General features: G+C 47.7%; 15 protein-coding genes. 1 reads left to right on the top strand and 14 read right to left on the bottom strand.

The features are described from left to right. Positions 1-14 precede the first annotated feature (14 nt). From G461_RS0116080 to pseI, 3 genes are read right to left on the bottom strand one after another with little or no spacing between them, the layout of a single operon-like run. Positions 15-533: a GNAT family N-acetyltransferase gene (locus G461_RS0116080; RefSeq protein WP_026972603.1), complete on the bottom strand. Its 519-nt coding sequence runs from the start codon at positions 531-533 to the stop codon at positions 15-17. Beyond that, positions 526-1,491 (bottom strand): PseG/SpsG family protein, encoded by a 966-nt coding sequence (locus G461_RS0116085; protein WP_026972604.1) that lies wholly within the window; start codon positions 1,489-1,491, stop codon positions 526-528. Before G461_RS0116085 ends, G461_RS0116080 begins: the two co-directional genes overlap by 8 nt. After that, positions 1,491-2,543: a pseudaminic acid synthase gene (pseI, locus tag G461_RS0116090; protein WP_026972605.1), complete on the bottom strand. Its 1,053-nt coding sequence runs from the start codon at positions 2,541-2,543 to the stop codon at positions 1,491-1,493. Before pseI ends, G461_RS0116085 begins: the two co-directional genes overlap by 1 nt. A 287-nt stretch (positions 2,544-2,830) precedes the next feature. On the opposite strand from pseI, the gene G461_RS0116095 reads away from it, so the two are divergent. After that, positions 2,831-3,235, top strand: a complete 405-nt coding sequence (locus tag G461_RS0116095) for a hypothetical protein (RefSeq protein ID WP_026972606.1) — start codon at positions 2,831-2,833, stop codon at positions 3,233-3,235. A 52-nt stretch (positions 3,236-3,287) separates the two neighbouring features. On the opposite strand, the gene G461_RS0116100 is transcribed toward G461_RS0116095, so the two are convergent. From G461_RS0116100 to G461_RS0116150, 11 genes are all read right to left on the bottom strand, one after another. Then, entirely contained in the window at positions 3,288-6,143 is a 2,856-nt protein-coding gene (locus G461_RS0116100; RefSeq protein ID WP_026972607.1) for a motility associated factor glycosyltransferase family protein, read from the bottom strand. 12 nt (positions 6,144-6,155) lie between these two features. Beyond that, a complete protein-coding gene (locus tag G461_RS0116105) occupies positions 6,156-6,431 on the bottom strand; it encodes a hypothetical protein (RefSeq protein ID WP_169727269.1) in 276 nt (91 codons plus the stop codon). 47 nt (positions 6,432-6,478) lie between these two features. Further along, complete coding sequence (fliS, locus tag G461_RS0116110; protein ID WP_026972609.1) at positions 6,479-6,892, bottom strand: flagellar export chaperone FliS; 414 nt, start codon at positions 6,890-6,892, stop codon at positions 6,479-6,481. A 64-nt stretch (positions 6,893-6,956) separates the two neighbouring features. Beyond that, a complete protein-coding gene (gene fliD / locus G461_RS0116115; RefSeq protein WP_026972610.1) occupies positions 6,957-8,468 on the bottom strand; it encodes a flagellar filament capping protein FliD in 1,512 nt (503 codons plus the stop codon). A 32-nt stretch (positions 8,469-8,500) separates the two neighbouring features. Continuing rightward, positions 8,501-8,971, bottom strand: a complete 471-nt coding sequence (locus G461_RS0116120) for a flagellar protein FlaG (RefSeq protein WP_026972611.1) — start codon at positions 8,969-8,971, stop codon at positions 8,501-8,503. Positions 8,972-9,054: 83 nt separating this feature from the next. Beyond that, positions 9,055-9,870 (bottom strand): flagellin N-terminal helical domain-containing protein, encoded by an 816-nt coding sequence (locus G461_RS0116125; RefSeq protein WP_026972612.1) that lies wholly within the window; start codon positions 9,868-9,870, stop codon positions 9,055-9,057. Positions 9,871-10,445: 575 nt separating this feature from the next. Beyond that, the gene (locus G461_RS0116130) at positions 10,446-11,264 is read right to left on the bottom strand and encodes a flagellin N-terminal helical domain-containing protein (RefSeq protein WP_026972613.1); all 819 of its coding nucleotides are present in this window, start codon (positions 11,262-11,264) and stop codon (positions 10,446-10,448) included. Positions 11,265-11,465: 201 nt separating this feature from the next. Continuing rightward, positions 11,466-12,671 (bottom strand): flagellar hook-associated protein FlgL, encoded by a 1,206-nt coding sequence (flgL, locus tag G461_RS0116135; RefSeq protein ID WP_084429309.1) that lies wholly within the window; start codon positions 12,669-12,671, stop codon positions 11,466-11,468. 5 nt (positions 12,672-12,676) lie between these two features. Continuing rightward, entirely contained in the window at positions 12,677-14,644 is a 1,968-nt protein-coding gene (gene flgK, locus G461_RS0116140) for a flagellar hook-associated protein FlgK (protein WP_026972615.1), read from the bottom strand. Between the two features lie 14 nt (positions 14,645-14,658). After that, entirely contained in the window at positions 14,659-15,693 is a 1,035-nt protein-coding gene (gene flgJ, locus G461_RS0116145) for a flagellar assembly peptidoglycan hydrolase FlgJ (protein WP_051333618.1), read from the bottom strand. After that, positions 15,694-16,797 carry a flagellar basal body P-ring protein FlgI gene (locus tag G461_RS0116150; protein ID WP_051326541.1) on the bottom strand — a complete coding sequence of 368 codons (1,104 nt, stop codon included), beginning with the start codon at positions 16,795-16,797 and terminating at the stop codon, positions 15,694-15,696. Between the last annotated feature and the right edge of the window lie 25 nt (positions 16,798-16,822).

Here is a 16,822-nt window from a genome sequence, read left to right on the forward strand (position 1 = left end):
ATTCAATGTTTGTGCTAGCGGATAAACCCCGCCAGTTTAGCTCTCGCTACTTGGTAGGCGTCTGCTGACAGCGTCATGTGCCACATACCTTCTGCCTCACGTTGTTTTTGATAGCCCAATGTTTCATTGAAACGTATAGCTGCGATATTCTCAGATTTGACTGTCGCTACCAGCTTTTGGGCGCTTAGTTGCTCAAAGGCGAAGTCTATCTGAGCCAATGCCATAAGAAAGCTGACGACAGTTCCCCTATAGCGAGCATCGCCGGTATAGAGGCCCGCTTCATATACGGCCGGCTCTGAAATCGACTTTAGGTTTACATACCCTATCGGCACACTCTTATAGCGCGCAACAAAATGCGTCGCCCCAGAGCTTGCTAAACTTTCATACCAACTGCGTTGCTGCTCGACCGAAATTTTGGACTGATCACACATCATGGCTCGGATGTCGGGACTGTTTCGCCATTCTCGCAACTGCTCCAAGTCTTCGGGCTGGATTTCTGCCAGCGTAATACTGCCAAGACGATAACTACTCATACTGACTCATTGCTTCTAAGACCCTTTTGCAGCCCAATCCATCAACCATGTTTATTGCTGCATCGTGTACCACTCGTCGCGCAGAACTGTGCTGCAAACGCTGATAAGCATCAGCTATTTCTCCAATGTGTGGCACTCCACGGCAGTCAACCACCTCATACCCGGGGTTTGCCGCAAACTCGCTCGCTGCCTGTAATTGGTTATCGGCAACCACACATATCACTGAAGGTACACCACAACATGCTAATTCAAAGATTGTTCCCCCTGCAGCGCTAATAGCAACAGCGGCTTTACCCTGAAGATCAGCCATCTGCATTGGGTTTAAGTTTTGGTGTACCTGAACACCGGGAAACACAAGTTCAGAATGTCCCATCGCATCGGTAATCACCACATCAACTCCAGTAACTCCAGCGTGCACAAGAGCGCTAACCACTGGAACCGTAAGGCCAGCGACATCACTCCCACCAAATGTGATCAGTACACGAGAACGTTGAGTATACGCAGTTCGAGCACACCGAAAACGTGATGACAATAGTGAGTACGAGTACCCCAAAAGGCGCTTAGCATCAGGATAAAGCCCCACCAAGCGCTTTTCTTCTGCGGCACCGGCGGGCGATATTACCAAGTCGATGTTGGCATCACAGCCAGTGAACAAGTCGTCGATGAATGCTTTCCGGCAAGCTATATCCGCATATACCTTGCCAGCTATTCCACCCAACAGATAGTTATCTAGCAGTAGCCAATCTGGAGCCTTTCGACGTATGGCATCACTTAAGTCAAACTCACTAGACGACTGAATAAATGCTATGCGAGGGTCACATTTGTTTGCGAGAGGATAAAGCGAGAAGACAGAGACTTGCCAGCCAAGCTCGAGGGCATGCTCAGCCAAAGCATTACATCGACTAAGGTGCCCAAACCCCATGTTAGGACTCGCATCTACTCGGATTGCTAGTTGCATTAACCAACCATAGTCCAGTCTAGCGGTGTGCCAGCCGCAAAATCTTTGGTTGCAACTCGTCCCAAAACCTCTTCCCAATAACGGGGGGCTAGCCCTAGGCCTGGTCTAACAACCTTAAGGTTTTGTTCACTCAGTGCCTCTCCTTGTTTAACATCTTGAGCAATATAGATAGAGCGTCGGTAACGTTTAGCATCAGCCTCGGCTTGAGTACCACCGTATACGACATTACCTATGGCTTGGTGAGCTGTTTTGCATTCTCTTACCAATGCGGCCATCTCATCTGGCTCCATTGAAAACGCGGCATCAACCCCGCCAGCGCTGCGATCTATAACAAAGTGCTTTTCAATCACTGTAGCTCCCAGTGCGACTGATGCGACACTTGCACCTATGCCTTGGGTATGGTCAGACAATCCAACTAAACAGCCAAAACTCTGTCGCATATGTGGAATGGTTGCCAAATTAGTGTTCGTCGATGCGGCAGGGTAAGTACTCGTGCACTTGAGGAGAATGATTTGGTTGTTCCCTTCCCCTCGAATACAAGCAACCGCCTCTTCAACCTCACCAAGCGTAGCCATACCTGTCGACAAGATTACTGGTTTCCCTTGCTGAGCGACGTAACGTAGGAGTGGTATATCATTGTTTTCGAAGGATGCGATTTTATAGCATGGAACATCAAGCTTACTGAGCATATCCACCGCAGCCTTATCAAATGGCGAGCTGAACGCAACTAGGCCGAGTGAGCGAGCATAATCAAACAGCGCTTTGTGCCATTCGTAGGGGGTGGCGGCCTCTTGGTACAAGCTGTGAAGAGTGCGCCCATGCCAAAGGCTATCTTGTTCGTTAATGACGAACTCCTCTCGTTCGACATTCAGAGTCAGGCTGTCAGCGGTGTAACTTTGCAGTTTGATAGCATCGACCCCAGCATCTGCTGCAGCTTTGACCATTTGCTTGGCAAGCTCAAAGTTCTGTTGGTGATTACCTGATAACTCAGCGATCACGAACGGCGGGCTGTTATCGTCAATAACATTGCCATCAATGCTAATAGGATCCATATTACTACTCGTATGCATACATTTGCCGTTACTAGAGCAATTTTCGTTCCTAAAATCAATCGATTACTAGCGCAGGTCTGAGCTGAGCATCTAACTGCTCAAAGTTGGAGCGATATTAGAATTAGGCGTGATTTTTGCTTTAGTTTCGGCAACTAAAAACCATGACTCGCTTAGCCATTACGTCAAGTTTATGACACAACGGGGTGTCGTAGGCCGACAGAAATTGACACAACGTCAAAACGCGGTGGCTAAAGTGGTCACTCATAACATAAGGATTACACATTCCCATGTCGGATATAAACATTGCAGATCTCATGCGTCAGTCGGCAAAAGATGCGTCAGACTTCGCGTTACAGGAGTATTCCATTGAGCTCAACGGCTCTCTTGAGAGCGTGGCGTTGGTATCCGCGCTAGTTCAAAAGCTAAACACTGCGTCGCTAGATGACCAACAGCTATTCACCCTTTCCTACATGTTTGGCGCATACCTCGGTGAGGTATATATTCGTGAACTACAGGGGGCGTGGCTTTACGAGGAAGAAACGGAAGATGAGCCACCACAAACATTCTTAGTGAACGGCGAGTACAAGATCGCGTTCCCAAGCAAGGTGTATCACGCGCTCGTTGGTAGCGACTCTCAAGAATTGGATGAGTATTTTTGCGAACTTCTAGCAGCACACAAAGAGATGCAATGAGAACATAGCAAAAAGCCCTCATTGCGAGGGCTTAAATATAACAACGTTAACTCTAGTTGTTAAACCCTAGGAGCAAAGTGTTATCCAGATCTCCATAATGTTCTATGTAAAAATCTCTCATTTCTCTTAGATATTCACGCCAAACCACGACTCCCTCAGAAAATCGTATCATACACTCTTGCTCGTTCTCGCTAGAGAAAGCTAAACGAGTAAGATAACTCATGGAGAATGAAGCAGAGCCTCTATTAAGAACAAAAAACAAAGAGCTAATGTCAGAAGAACTGTTTTGCAAAATTTCGTTGTGCTGAGCGATCAAATCTAGAACCTGGCTCCATGATTCACACTCCACGCTCCAAAGTTCCTCTAGCTTATCATAGTGCGTTAGGTAATGATCTTTAATGTAATTAACATCATATTCGTCAACTATACTTGGGTTAATCCGATCATAGGCTTGATTTTTTATCAACTCTAAAAAACCGGCTTTATCAACAACATCATTTACAAGCAGCACATTTTCTGGGCGGAGTGGTACCGTTCCTTCAATAAAAGCACCATCACTGGTGTTGTAACACTCCACTCCCTTCTCTTCAGCTAGGGTTTGCCCCATGACTTCTGCAGCAAATTTGAACTCATGCTTAGTAAACACGTAATCAGTAAAGTTACCCGGAACCCTAAAACCTGTGCCATGTGCGCTGTAGTTATATAGCTGTTTTCCGTCTGCCTTATAGTAAGCTGAATGCCGGCTATGGTGACTGTCAGGATCTTTAAAACCTAAATCCACACCGAACAAATAGATTTGCTTGAACCCTAGTTTGAGAACAGAAGCCAATGCACAGTTGGATACTGTAGGATAAGAGTAATAAATGCCTTGAAACTTCTTGAAAGACGGTTTGATGGCATTATATGTTGCAGTGGATGCTTCGCCTAGCTTCATTCCAAGATAACAATCATCAAAAAGCTCTACCACATTGGGATGCACGCCACATACAGATAGTAAAGCTATCTGCTTTAACCACTTTCTGTCTGGAACTTGAGAAATCCATTGAGCAGTTGCATTGGTTTGCTCGACTTCCGCATGGAAATCGGGCTTTATACCAAGATTATACAGTGCTTTTAAACTCGTACCACAGGATACAATGATAGCTTTGTTCTGGTTACTCCTAATGACATCAATACAATTATCGATGGAAGGTCCATTCCCAATAACGAAAACAGGTGTTTCTGCAACTAACTTTTCAACTTGTTCAGACTTGTCCTTGAGCATTAGGTAACACTTATCTCTAAAGCAAGCATTAGTATGTGTGATATTGTAGAAACAATGGTCAAAATATTCACTTATGTTTAAAAAAACTTTCAGTTGCTCGCGAGTGTTTTTTAGGCTTTCGGCCATTGATTGACTGTAGTAACCAACAAAGAAAAATGTATAGGACAAGATATGCATGCCAGAAAACTGAAAGCGACGATGAATGTCTTTGTACATATTGGTACCATCATCACCGATATTGAGATACAGATTGCTCTCGGACTCCTCCGCACGTTTCATTATCTCAGCCCAATCTATCAGCATTAGTGATGCGAAAAAAAAGTCCCAACTCGGTTCATAGAGTATAAAATTATCTACCTGATAGTCTAACAAGATCCTCTCTGTATAGTACCCCATTCCCAAACCATACATGATGAATGATGGTACCTTCTTAGGAACCTGAGAAGAAACATCGGGTAAAGATTGAACTAGGTCTCTCAACCTATCTGAGTATTCAAAATGAATAAACGGGCTAGGTTTACGAAAAACCTTTCTGGCATCCAAGGTATCCATCCGAGGAGAGCGACAATAGTAATCAAAGTACTCTGAATATTCTTTAACAGCATCATATATTACATGAACAGCACCAGTACGAATATTGAATAAATTTGGATTCCCATTCGGTTGTGAAAACAAACACCACTCTTCGCTATCGTATGACTCAAAAGCTTCTGCTATTGAAGGAAAAGAGGTTTTAAAAGCAGCCAAGTTTTTCTGAAGACGGCTTTTATAACTAGCTACCTTACGGGGTAAGGAGTAATCAGTCTCATCGTTTAAGTAGTGCGCCAAAGAGTTTTCACATTCAAAATGTCGGTCCTCATCAGCAGCCGTCCAGCTTGCCTTTGAAGACTCAGCTAGGGAGAAATGCCCCGTAGCAAGACCAAACTCTAAAGTATTGAAGGCCGCATAGTTGTAGTGGCGGTATAGGACAAAATGACTAACAGAACTCGTATCACACCAATCAACCAACGCATGGTTGTTTGCGACACCTTCCTCACCAACGATAAAATCTAAAGCACATCCAGTGTTTGACACTCTTCTCAACACATCTTGCCATTTCCCCCCATATAGAGAGCAGTGCAGCAAATCTAAAGAAGGCTCAACAATCAGCACCCGCTTCCACGGTTTTAACGCAAGTAGTTTAGGTATATGTAAACCAAGGCCACACCCCAAGATCACCAAAGTATCAGAGTCGTCGGAGAGTGGTGCATAGCGCTCGGCTAGCGCTGGAATATACTCGTTTACAAGAGCGCCGGGCTTACTCAGATCCATATTGGCTTCTGGATACTTTTCGGAGCAATCAACACGCAAAGCCCTTTGAGAAAAACGTTCAACCTGAGCGGTAACCTGCTTTTCGGGATTGCTGTGGTATAAGCAAGTTCCTTTAAGGTAGTTACTTATATTGACGTGGCGTGTTTTGGTAATTACTGGTGAGTGCTCTTGAAGTTGGTGACTACCAACAGCAGAAGCTAAATCAGTAGAAAGTTGACTAAGCGCGTTAATGTTCTGTTGGAAGCTGCGTTTGATAAAACCAGAAAATTGCTGCTCAAGTTCCTGTTGGCGAGCCTCATCAGAGTGAAGCTGGGCATTTACACTGTTTAGCATGAACTGCTCTTCTTATTTTGAATTTTGATTGTAGAAGGCTGAGATTTTTCGCCCTCGCTGGATCGTACCAAGCTGTTTAGCCAGCGACTCTTTCTGGCTTTCGCAATGATGGCTGAATGACTTTAGCGCATCGGCATGTTCACGAAGTGTTTGCTTTTGATCATCGCGAAGTTCTTCAGAGTTACCGAAAAACTGCTCCAACACTAACTGGTGCTCTTGAAGTAAGCCATCTAGCTCAGCTTGATCAACGGTGTCTTTTTCCAAGTGCGCTTTGATGTTATCTAACAACTGACGACAACTTTTGATTAGGCGCTCAAACTGTTGATCAAGCATGGCTAGCCCTGACGAAGCTGTTCAGCTTCGCGCTTGGCGGATTCTGGGATTTGGTCCCAAGCAGTCTTAATCGGTAGGAAAATCTGAATCACTTCCTCTACTCTCTCTGCGCTGTTAGATAGCGAAGCTTCAGAGATAAGTTCAAGCATGTAGTTATAGAGGTCTTGGAGATTTTGAGCGATTTCACCTCCTTTTTCGTGATCCAGCGTATCTCGAAGGGAAGTGATGATAGAGGTAGCCTTTGCTAGTGGCTTGCCCTTATTGGCTACGTCGTTTCGTTCCAGGCAACCTTTGGCCACCGATAAGTTCTCTAATACCGCTTGCATCAACAATTGGGTGATCTGGTGCGGATCAGCGGTACTAATCTGATCTTTGATTCCCACCTGACGGTACTGGTTAATACCATGCTTATACATGCTCAATTCCTATCGTTTCTTAAAATCTATTTATAGTCGTTTTTATAACTTAACTTACTATCGCCTAACCTAAGTTGGCGTACAACCAGCTCATCTGGCTGTTCATTTGCCCCATGGTTACATCGAACGCGGTGTATTTTGCGCGCAAGGTTTTCTCATAGTCAGCCATTCTTTCGTCAAGGGCAAGCTGAGCCTGCTCTACTCGCTTGATCTCTGCTTTAGTCGAGTCTTCACGAGTTTCCAGAATACCGCCAGTTTGCTCAAAACTTTCTACGAACCCGTAGAAGGTGTCTACAATTCCACCCTCTCCGGCAAAAATCTCGCCCAGAGCATTCTGGTCTTCTTCAATCCACTTACGCAGCTCACTTTCGTTGACGGTGAGCTGTGCATCACCCATATCACCACCCGACTCGGCGCTAGACCAGCGTATACCCAACGCATAGAACGTAATAACCCGCTCTGGATCATCGGGGTGTGCAAACCCCGTTGTTGCCATTCGGCCCAATGAATTCTTCATCGAACGGAACATCGCATCGCCACTTAGCGCTTTACGATCGCTCTCGTCACCTTCCACCACCGCTTCCGGCTTACTGTATTTCTCTAGCTCAGAGATAACTTTGTTGTAGGCATTAACAAAGTCGCGAACGTTCTGAACAGCAGCATCATCATCAGATTGAATCTCAAGGGTGCTGGGCTCGGTAGTCTCCGAGCGAACGGTGATATCGATACCGGAGATAACTTCTTTAAAGGTATTAGTGTTGCTGGTCGCGCGGATACCATTTACTTCAATGATGGCGTCTTGGGCATCTTTGGTCACCGCCAAACCACCGATTAATCCGTCCAGAGTAGCGTCTGCAGCGCCAGTGTTGGTTACCGTCAGATTATTGGCATTCCCCAGCTCGTCAACACCGGTTTTCTCAGAGTCGAGAACCAATTGGGAGCCACTTTCGGTATTGATGATGTTGGCACTTACCCCAAAGTTCTCAGTTTCGCTGTTGATCGCCTCACGCAACTGCCGAAGAGTCATGCCTGCAGTAACGTCTACGGTGAAGGTTTCTTCGTCATCACCGCTACCAGCGGAAAAAGTAAGTTGGGTATCGACATCGCTTACTACCGTAGAATCACTTTCTAAAATTGTACTGCCGGTCAAACGAGAGCCTTGCGCTACTTGTTCGACATGCACGTCATAGGTACCGTTAGCTACCCGACTGTTCATCGACACATCGAACGGACCGTTGTAGCCACTTTCGGTTTCGGTCGATGACTCTGTCGAGTTGTCGCTATCTTCGTCCTCATCATCATCTTCAACTGAGCCTGCAACTCGACTGGCAATCTGACCATCCACCAGCGCCATGCGAGGGAAGAACTGATTGCTGTTTTTAGCTTTATCCAGTTGGGATAAGAACGAGCTCATTGCAGATTTGACTGCACCTACAGCAGACAGCGTTACATCTAGGGTTTCTTTTTGCTCGTCAAGGCGAGCTTGTTGGGGAACTCGCCTCGCCTCGATTGACACTTCAATCAAGGCTTCCAGGTCTAAGCCACTACCGATACCTGCTGCGGTGATGCCAGTCATAATTCATTTACCTTGTTATCGTACTGCTAGTCTTATACCAGTTGGTCAACAAACAACCCCGTAGCTTCGCCGATTGCATCTTGAAAATTACTCAGACGCTGCTGCAGTTCGCGGAACTCTTCGCTAGGGATCTCTCTAATAAGTTCATCGGTCGATCGGTTGAAAACTGAAGTGAAAAGCTCACCATTTCTGTCATCAACAACAAACTTCACGTCCCGATTCTGGGCTTCCAAGATCTGATTTAGCGAATCAACCGATTCCTGAACCGACTCTCGGTCATCTTGCAGTTGCTCACGTTGCTGCTCTCGAAGTTGTTGAACCTCTTTAAGCTGTTCTTGATCGCTGACACGCGGCTGTCTGCTAACCTGCTCATTATTAAGCAAGTTTTGCGCCTGATTTTCTCTAGCGGCAGACTGAGTGGTATTTGTGGAGGGCGAGCTGGACGAGGGCAACAAGCCGTTGGCGTTTCCCGCACCTACGATTGAGTTAACATTGTTCTCCATCCTAAGACTCCTAAAACGTAAAGAGCCACACCTATCAGTATAAGTGTGGCTGCATAGTTATTCTATTTGTCCTGACGATTTGCTTATACGAGCGCCAGAGCAGCCTGTGGACGTTGGTTCGCCTGAGCCAAAATAGAAGTACTGGTTTGCTGCAAAATCTGTGACTGAGTCAGCTTAGCAGTTTCAACAGCGAAGTCAGTATCTTTGATACGTGAACGTGCGCCGCTCATGTTCTCAGAGATATTGGACAGGTTACGAATGGTAGATTCAAAACGGTTTTGAATCGCACCCAAGCTGGCACGCTCTTGATCGATGCTTTTGAGCGCAGAATCAATCATCGCCATTGCAGCACTTGCGCCTGCAGCTGAGGTCACTGACGCGTTGGTAATACCAAGGCCAGACTGAGTTACAGAAGTACCAATTGCCACTGTGATGTTCTCACCAGCATTCGCACCCACCAAGAAGCTAGCACTGTAGCTACCGTCAAGCAGGTTAGTACCACCGAAGTTAGTGGTAGTACCTACACGGCTAATTTCTGCTTTCAGTTGAGAAACTTCGGCTTGCAGAGCCAAACGGTCGTCAGTGTTGTTCACACCGTCTTGAGATTGAACCGCAAGAACACGCATACGCTGAAGCATGTTGGTTACTTCATCCATCGCGCCTTCGGCGGTTTGGGCTACTGAGATGCCATCTTGAGCATTCATAACAGCACGATCAAGACCTTGGATCTGTGAAGTCATACGGTTAGAGATTTGCAGACCTGCAGCATCATCTTTCGCACTGTTAATGCGGAAACCAGATGAAAGACGCTGATAAGCAGTGTCCAGGTTGTTGCCAGAGTTGAACAGCTGGCGTTGTGCGTTCAGTGACGACACATTGGTATTGACAACTAATGCCATAATTTGAGCCTCCTAAGATTCGCTCAACCTGTTTTGAACCTATACAAGCTGAGCTAAAAACCATCCTAAGTTGTTGAACCCTTGGCATTGAACCTGTGCCAAGACAACTTTTAATGGACCAAAGTTGTAGTAACTTCGTTCTCTTTAACGGCCAGTAAAACCAGAGCTTTAGGAAAAATTCGAAAAAAGCGGAAAAAACTTGCCGCTTTTGGGGTGGAGGAGGCAACAACGCCCTGCTGACAAGGGCTCAGCGAGTATGGACAACTAGCAATCGGCAGTCATTGCTGCCATAATTTAGGTGTTTTTTCGCGCAATCAGGCATTTTGAAGTGCCAAAAAACTGTTATTCATTGTTGGCACACGCTTTGCTTTATATTTAGTGCGGCATGAACCACCGCGAAAAAAGGCCAAGTGTGCAACCTACACACTTGGCCGAATCGCTCGAAACGATAGGAGATTGAGAGCGAAACTAAAGGCGCAACTTATTTGATTTTGGAATTGAGCCTCCTAAGAGTAAATTGCGCTGATGCAGTCTGAGGACGGTGGATTGAACCCCACCGTCCTTTCTTTTTATTATTAACCTAATAGAGATAGCGCAGCCTGAGGACGTTGGTTTGCTTGAGCCAGAACCGTAGTCGAAGTTTGCTGCAAAATCTGGAAGCGGGTTAGTTCCGCAGTTTCTTTCGCAAAATCAGTATCTTTAATACGTGAACGCGCTGCACTTACGTTCTCAGAGATGTTTGACAGGTTGCGAATGGTAGATTCAAAACGGTTTTGAATCGCACCCAAGTTTGCACGCTCTTGGTCAATAGCCTTCAGAGCTGAGTCAATCATAGCCATCGCAGCACTGGCTCCTGCTGCTGAGGTAACTGACGCATTGGTAATGCCCAGACCAGTCTGAGTAACCGAGGTACCAATGGCCACAGTGATGTTCTCACCAGCATTCGCCCCTACCAAGAAGTTAGCGCTGTATGAGCCATCTAGCAGTTGAATACCACCAAACTTAGTGGTTGTACCCACTCGGCTGATTTCAGCTTTCAACTGAGATACTTCCGCCTGCAGTGCCAAGCGGTCGTCTGTGTTGTTCACACCATCTTGCGACTGTACCGCCAAAACTCGGATACGTTGCAGCATGTTGGTAACTTCATCCATTGCACCTTCAGCGGTTTGCGCAACTGAGATACCATCCTGAGCGTTGAGTACTGCACGATCCAAACCCTGGATCTGCGTGGTCATTCGGTTAGAGATTTGCAAACCTGCTGCGTCATCCTTCGCACCGTTAATACGGAAGCCAGAAGATAGACGTTGGAATGCGGTGTCCAGGCCGTTGCCTGAGTTGAACAATTGACGCTGAGCGTTAATTGACGATACGTTGGTATTTACATACAAACCCATGATTCTTCTCCTATCGATTTATACCATTAATTGGTTTTATCTAGCTGTCAGTTTTGTTTTCTGTCTGACTTAACTTTATTAACGGCAGCACTTTTGTTTTCTTTAGCACTTTTTTATTTACCGTTTGATCCTTCAAAACAAAAAGGGTGCTTCTCAATAGAAGCACCCTTTATAACGGCTCGATGTGAATAATCTTTAGGCTTAAATGTAGTTAAATAGCGTTAACTGACTGATGCGACTGTAGGAGGCGTAGGAGGTGTTTAACGCCAGCTCGGCCCGTTGCAAGTCTGACACGGCTTCGGCAAAATCGACTTCGCTTAGGGTTGCTCTGGATTGCTGGTTAATCACATCCATCGCACGGGCAGCGTCTTTCACTGAGTCCAAAGCGTTGCCCCTGGCCCCCACACTACCTTGGGTCAGATTGAGCTTTTCTAGCGCATTGTCGAGGCCAACAATAAAGTCGGATTGCGCTTCATCGTAGGCTTGTCCAATGATTGTGGGATCTTCCAGCACTTTAATAAAATCGCCCAAGGTATTGAGGATGTTGCGCTTCTCTGGGTCTTCTAACTGGAACTGCTCCGCTGCCGGGGCGGCAGAGCTGATCTCAATCTCTAAACCCGCAAAGCTGATTGGGATCCCCGCTACTAAATTCCCGCTATCAAGAACCGTTCCCCCACTGTCTTCAATCGTGTAGGTATCCGGTGGCCCCGCAAGCGTATTTACGGTGTAGATGTTATTTGCTGGGGTAAAAGGGTCGTAGTTATTATGATGAAAGCTATCGTAGGCAGCTTGGTCATTTACATAACTATTAATACCACCAGTGAGGTCGTCAGTGCCCAAACGCTTTTGAACATTGTCAAAGACTTCCTGCCCGGTATCGTAGGTTTGAATAAATACTGACGAAGAAACTTTTAAATCGTTCTTACCATTATCCCCTTGATAGTTATATTCATTACCATCATATGTGTAAGGCTGTTTGTGGGTTTGGAATCCCGCGAATATATAAGAGCCATCAGCACTTTTACTGTTCATAAAGTCCAGTAACTGCTCTTGAATTTGACGCAATTCCTGAGCTAGAGAGGCTCGCTCGGTTTCGCCAATAATGCCGTCACCGGATTGAATACCAAGAACCCGCGCACGCTGTCCGGCCGTGATCATCCCCTCCAGCACCGACTCTTCAAAGTTCAGGGCGCTTTCGAGAACGGTAGCATTTTTCAAGTGCTGCTCAGTCAGCGTAATTTCGGTAGATAAGAACATGGTTTTACTCATGTCCGATGGACCGTCTGCGGCAGTAAGTAATCGCTTGTTGGTAATCAAATGCAGGTTGGTCTTTTCAACCCGAGCTTGGCCATCAAGCACACCAGCTAATGAGTTTCGGTAAATATTAGGACTAGATACTCGCATCATAACAATTACCTCACTGCGCCAAGCAGGGTGTTAAAGGTATCTTGGGCAACGCTGATAACCTGTGCCGAAGCAGCATAGGCCTGCTGAAAGCGCACCAAATTTGCGGCTTCTTCATCAAGGTTCACACCTGAAATGGATAAGTGGCGCTGCTCACTTTGCTCGAACAGCGACTGGGCCGCCGCCATCGAAACCCGAGCTTCACTGGTTTTACCGCCAACAAAACTGACCAAGCTGGCATAGGCATCGTTCATGGTCATTTTGTTGTCACCGGTGGTGGCCAGGCTCTTACGCACCACATCTTGCTGCTGCAAGTTAACAAACTGCAAGGCATTGAAGTTGTCGTTAAAGCCTTCGGTGTTATAGCCCACGTTGAACACATCACCTTGCATCGCATCACCGTCGATATTGATATCGAAGCCCGGATCAGGTGTTAAACCTGCGCTGGCAAAAACTTGTTGTCCCGCAGATGCAGCCGGCGCGGTCCCCATTAAGGTACCCGTACCATCATAAATTTCGTAATCACCCGCGGCATTAATTCTCACTTCATGCGGACCGTTGATATCGTAACCACCCGGCGAGGTGAAGTAGCTGGTCGCAGGATCGGTATCGTAGATATCGTCGATAGTGATATCTGCACTGCCCCGGTTATTCAGCTCACGTTCGACGCGAATGGGCGCTGCGAACGCCAGTTTCTCTGGCTGAGTCATCGCGACCGTCATTTGCACCGCCGCATCACGAGTTGGTTGTAGAATAAATCGGTCACCTGCAGCAAAACCTCCGGAGCTAAGGTCCAGCTCCATGCCATCAATCTCAAAATTAGTCGGCGGAGTGGAGCCTGCGACGACTGCGTCGATTGGCTTATCGCCTTCATAACGTTGAATTTCAAACGTTGTTGCAGAGGTAAAGGTAACGCGATAATCGTAAGCGGTGACTTCATCGCCCTGCCCCGGCAAAAAACTACCGTCAATCTGACCGGTGCCGGTGTTTGAGCTAAGCTCCCTGCCTTCAAATGTGGGAAGGGTAAAGATATCCAGCCCTAGGTCACCATTTAGGTCCATACCTAGGCGATTTTGACTGTTAAACGCATCCATAGAGGCAATCGCGAGTTGCCCCAATTGATTGCGGCTCACATCCATCACGCTCTTGCGATACTCCATCAGCCCGCCGATCTTGCCACCGATATCGTCGTAGCCAATCACTCGAGGAACACCAGCCAGGCTTAGTGTCATTTCTCGCTGGGTGTTGTCAGGGTCCCCTAATACCATATTGATTTGCGCAACATCGCCGGCCAGTACCAGCGACTGCCCCGACTGTAGGAACACCAAACGAGTACCGTTGGGATCGTCAACCGTATTAATCGCCATCAACTCAGAGAGCTCTTTAATCGCCTGATCGCGCTTATCAGCCAAGGTCGCTTTGTCGCCGTCAAGCGGGCTGCCACCCAAGGCTTGGATCTCTTGGTTAATCTCATGAATGTTACGAAGTAGCACGTTAACCTCATCGGCTTTTACCTCGAGGTCTTCATTAATTGCATTCTCTTGAATGGTGTACTGATCAGAAAGGGTCTTATAGCGATCAGACAAGGCGCCAAACTGAGACAGTGCCAGCTCACGCGTAGATAACGCAGTAGGGTTATCGGTCACGGCGTGCAGTTGGGTGAACAAATCATCGATTTTCGGGCTGATGTTCAATGCATCATCACTCAAAATCGTATCAATGTTGCTCACTTCCTGTAAAAACGCTTCGCGGTTGCGATAGGTAGACAAGTCGCGGAACATTTGCGACTGAGCAAAGTTGTTAATCACCCGCTCGGTGTAGCCCTCTCGCACCCCGCCCATTACATCGGCGGTATAGAAGGTTCGCTGCAGGGTATAACCCGGCGTATTAACATTGGAAATATTGTTACTTGAAGTCATCAGCAGCCGCTGGCTACTGGTAACACCGGATGTACCTATCGTTAGTAAGTCGTTCATCGCCATAGTGATCGTTACTCCACATTGTCACTGGCCGAGCCGAAGCTCTGGAAATACCGTCCATTCATAATGCTTTTTATCTTGTTCGCGTACTGAGGGTCGGTGGCATAACCTGCCGCCTGTAGCTCCTCGGCGTAACGCTCGCCATCGCCAGCATTGGCTAAGGCTTGTTGATAACGCGGCGACTGAACAAACTTAAGGTAATCCCGAACACTTTCTTCGAACGAGCCATAGGCGCGGAACGAGGCGGTTTCACGTCGAGCTTCACCACCGCGGTACTCCAGAGTACTGACAATCGCTTTGTCGCCATCCCAGCGACGATCCGCTTTGATGCCGAACAGGTTGAAGCTGCTGCTTCCATCACCTTTTGCCATAACCCGTTGCCCCCAACCCGATTCCAGTGCGGCTTGTGCGACCACCACAGCAGGATCGAGTCCATGCCTGGGTGCCCATTTCTCCACTAACGGCATCATCTTGCTGATAAACTCTTCAGGAGAGGCAAATTGTTGCCCTTCTGCTTTGCCTACCTCAGCCGGGTTGCCGTCCGCACTGGCAATATTCGTAGTTTTAGTTTGATTTTCAGCTGCTTGCGTAGCCAACACAGTAGAATATTCAGTATTCGTGCCAACAATCTGATTGGATGGAATAGATTGCTTTTCAGCACGTGCTCGTTGGGTCAGATAGTGGAGTTCATCGCCACGAACGTAGGCAGCTGGCTTAATATCCGAGGAGTCAGGGTCGAGCTGGGCAACAATCAAATCAGCCAGGCCGAGCGCGCCGGAAGACGACAACTCGGTGGCCAACTGGTTATCGTACATATCCCGATAGGTTTGAGTATGTCGGTTGTTCAGCGGCGAGTCGGTTTCAAACATCGCGTTCGCTTGGCGCATCTGCTTTAACAGCATCTGCATGAACATACCTTCGAACTTGCCAGCAACCTGTTGCAGCGCTTTCTTTTCATCTTTTTGCGCAGCGCTACGCAGCTCATCAAGACTTGCGATGTCGTGGTAGTTACTGCCAGCCGTGTTTTCTAGGGGACGCATTACCATTTAGATCACCATCAACTCGCCTTGGATGGCACCCGCTTGCTTAAGCGCTTCGAGAATAGATACCAAATCGCCCGGTGCAACCCCTACCCGATTCACCGCGCGCACTAAGTCGTCGAGCGACGCGCCCGGGTCGAAGTGGAACATACGTGAATCCGCTTGCTCGGTTTGAATATCGGTGACGGTACCTTCCACCGTTTGGCCATTACCCAAGGCATTGGGCTGGGAGACAAACGGTGTTTCAGAAACACGAATAGTTAAGCCGCCGTGAGTAATCGCCGCTGGTAACAAGCGCACATCTTTGCCGATCACAATCGTGCCAGTACGCGAGTTAACAATAATCCGTGCCGACTCCGAGGCAGGCTCAAAGGTCAGGTTCTCCAGCGTAGACAGATAGGCCACCCGCTGACCTGGGTCACGCGGTGCATACACCCGTACTGAAGCAGCATCCAACGGCATCGCCGTATTGGGGCCAACTAGGGCGTTAATCGTGTCAGCCATGCGCTTCGCGGTGGTGAAGTCAGAACGCTTCAAGTTAAAAGTAATAGTATCGCCCTGCATAAACGGCGATGGGACTTCGCGCTCCACAATCGCGCCGTTAGGAATACGGCCAACCGTTGGCGTGTTAGAGATCACCTTCGAGCCATCGGCCCCCTCGGCGCCAAAGCCACCAACAATAAGGTTACCCTGAGCAAGCGCGTACACCTCGCCATCGGCACCTTTCAAGAAGGTCTGCAACAAACTTCCGCCGCGTAAGCTTTTTGCCTCGCCCACTGCCGATACCGTGATATCGATAGTCTGGCCGGGCTTTACAAATGGCGGCAGCTCCGCATGTACCGCCACTGGCGCTACATTACGGATCCGCAAGTTGCTGCCCTCTGGCATGCTAATGCCGAAGTTACGCAGCATGGTGGCAAAGCTTTGCTCAGCGAACTCACTGTTACGCTCACCGGTGCCGGGCAAGCCCACCACCAGGCCGTAACCAATCAGTTGGTTCGAGCGAACCCCTTGCACGTTGGCCACATCTTTGATCCGAGCGGCCTGCGCCAGGTTGATTTGGCTTAGCGTCAGTGCCAGTACCAATGCGGTTAGAAGTTTGTTCAACATAGTGTTACTCCCCTTGCGGGCCTTT

Source organism: Aliagarivorans marinus DSM 23064, from assembly GCF_000429485.1.
GTDB classification, from domain to species: Bacteria; Pseudomonadota; Gammaproteobacteria; order Enterobacterales; family Celerinatantimonadaceae; genus Aliagarivorans; species Aliagarivorans marinus.

What these genes read in the sequence shown, in the direction of transcription:
- G461_RS0116125 (WP_026972612.1), bottom strand. Translation starts at nt 9,870, where the DNA reads ATGGCATTAGTTGTCAATACCAATGTGTCGTCACTGAACGCACAACGC.
- flgJ (WP_051333618.1), bottom strand. Translation starts at nt 15,693, where the DNA reads ATGGTAATGCGTCCCCTAGAAAACACGGCTGGCAGTAACTACCACGAC.
- pseI (WP_026972605.1), bottom strand. Translation starts at nt 2,543, where the DNA reads ATGGATCCTATTAGCATTGATGGCAATGTTATTGACGATAACAGCCCG.
- flgK (WP_026972615.1), bottom strand. Translation starts at nt 14,644, where the DNA reads ATGAACGACTTACTAACGATAGGTACATCCGGTGTTACCAGTAGCCAG.
- G461_RS0116095 (WP_026972606.1), top strand. Translation starts at nt 2,831, where the DNA reads ATGTCGGATATAAACATTGCAGATCTCATGCGTCAGTCGGCAAAAGAT.
- G461_RS0116100 (WP_026972607.1), bottom strand. Translation starts at nt 6,143, where the DNA reads ATGCTAAACAGTGTAAATGCCCAGCTTCACTCTGATGAGGCTCGCCAA.
- G461_RS0116080 (WP_026972603.1), bottom strand. Translation starts at nt 533, where the DNA reads ATGAGTAGTTATCGTCTTGGCAGTATTACGCTGGCAGAAATCCAGCCC.
- fliD (WP_026972610.1), bottom strand. Translation starts at nt 8,468, where the DNA reads ATGACTGGCATCACCGCAGCAGGTATCGGTAGTGGCTTAGACCTGGAA.
- G461_RS0116150 (WP_051326541.1), bottom strand. Translation starts at nt 16,797, where the DNA reads ATGTTGAACAAACTTCTAACCGCATTGGTACTGGCACTGACGCTAAGC.
- flgL (WP_084429309.1), bottom strand. Translation starts at nt 12,671, where the DNA reads ATGATGCGAGTATCTAGTCCTAATATTTACCGAAACTCATTAGCTGGT.
- G461_RS0116130 (WP_026972613.1), bottom strand. Translation starts at nt 11,264, where the DNA reads ATGGGTTTGTATGTAAATACCAACGTATCGTCAATTAACGCTCAGCGT.
- G461_RS0116120 (WP_026972611.1), bottom strand. Translation starts at nt 8,971, where the DNA reads ATGGAGAACAATGTTAACTCAATCGTAGGTGCGGGAAACGCCAACGGC.
- fliS (WP_026972609.1), bottom strand. Translation starts at nt 6,892, where the DNA reads ATGTATAAGCATGGTATTAACCAGTACCGTCAGGTGGGAATCAAAGAT.
- G461_RS0116085 (WP_026972604.1), bottom strand. Translation starts at nt 1,491, where the DNA reads ATGCAACTAGCAATCCGAGTAGATGCGAGTCCTAACATGGGGTTTGGG.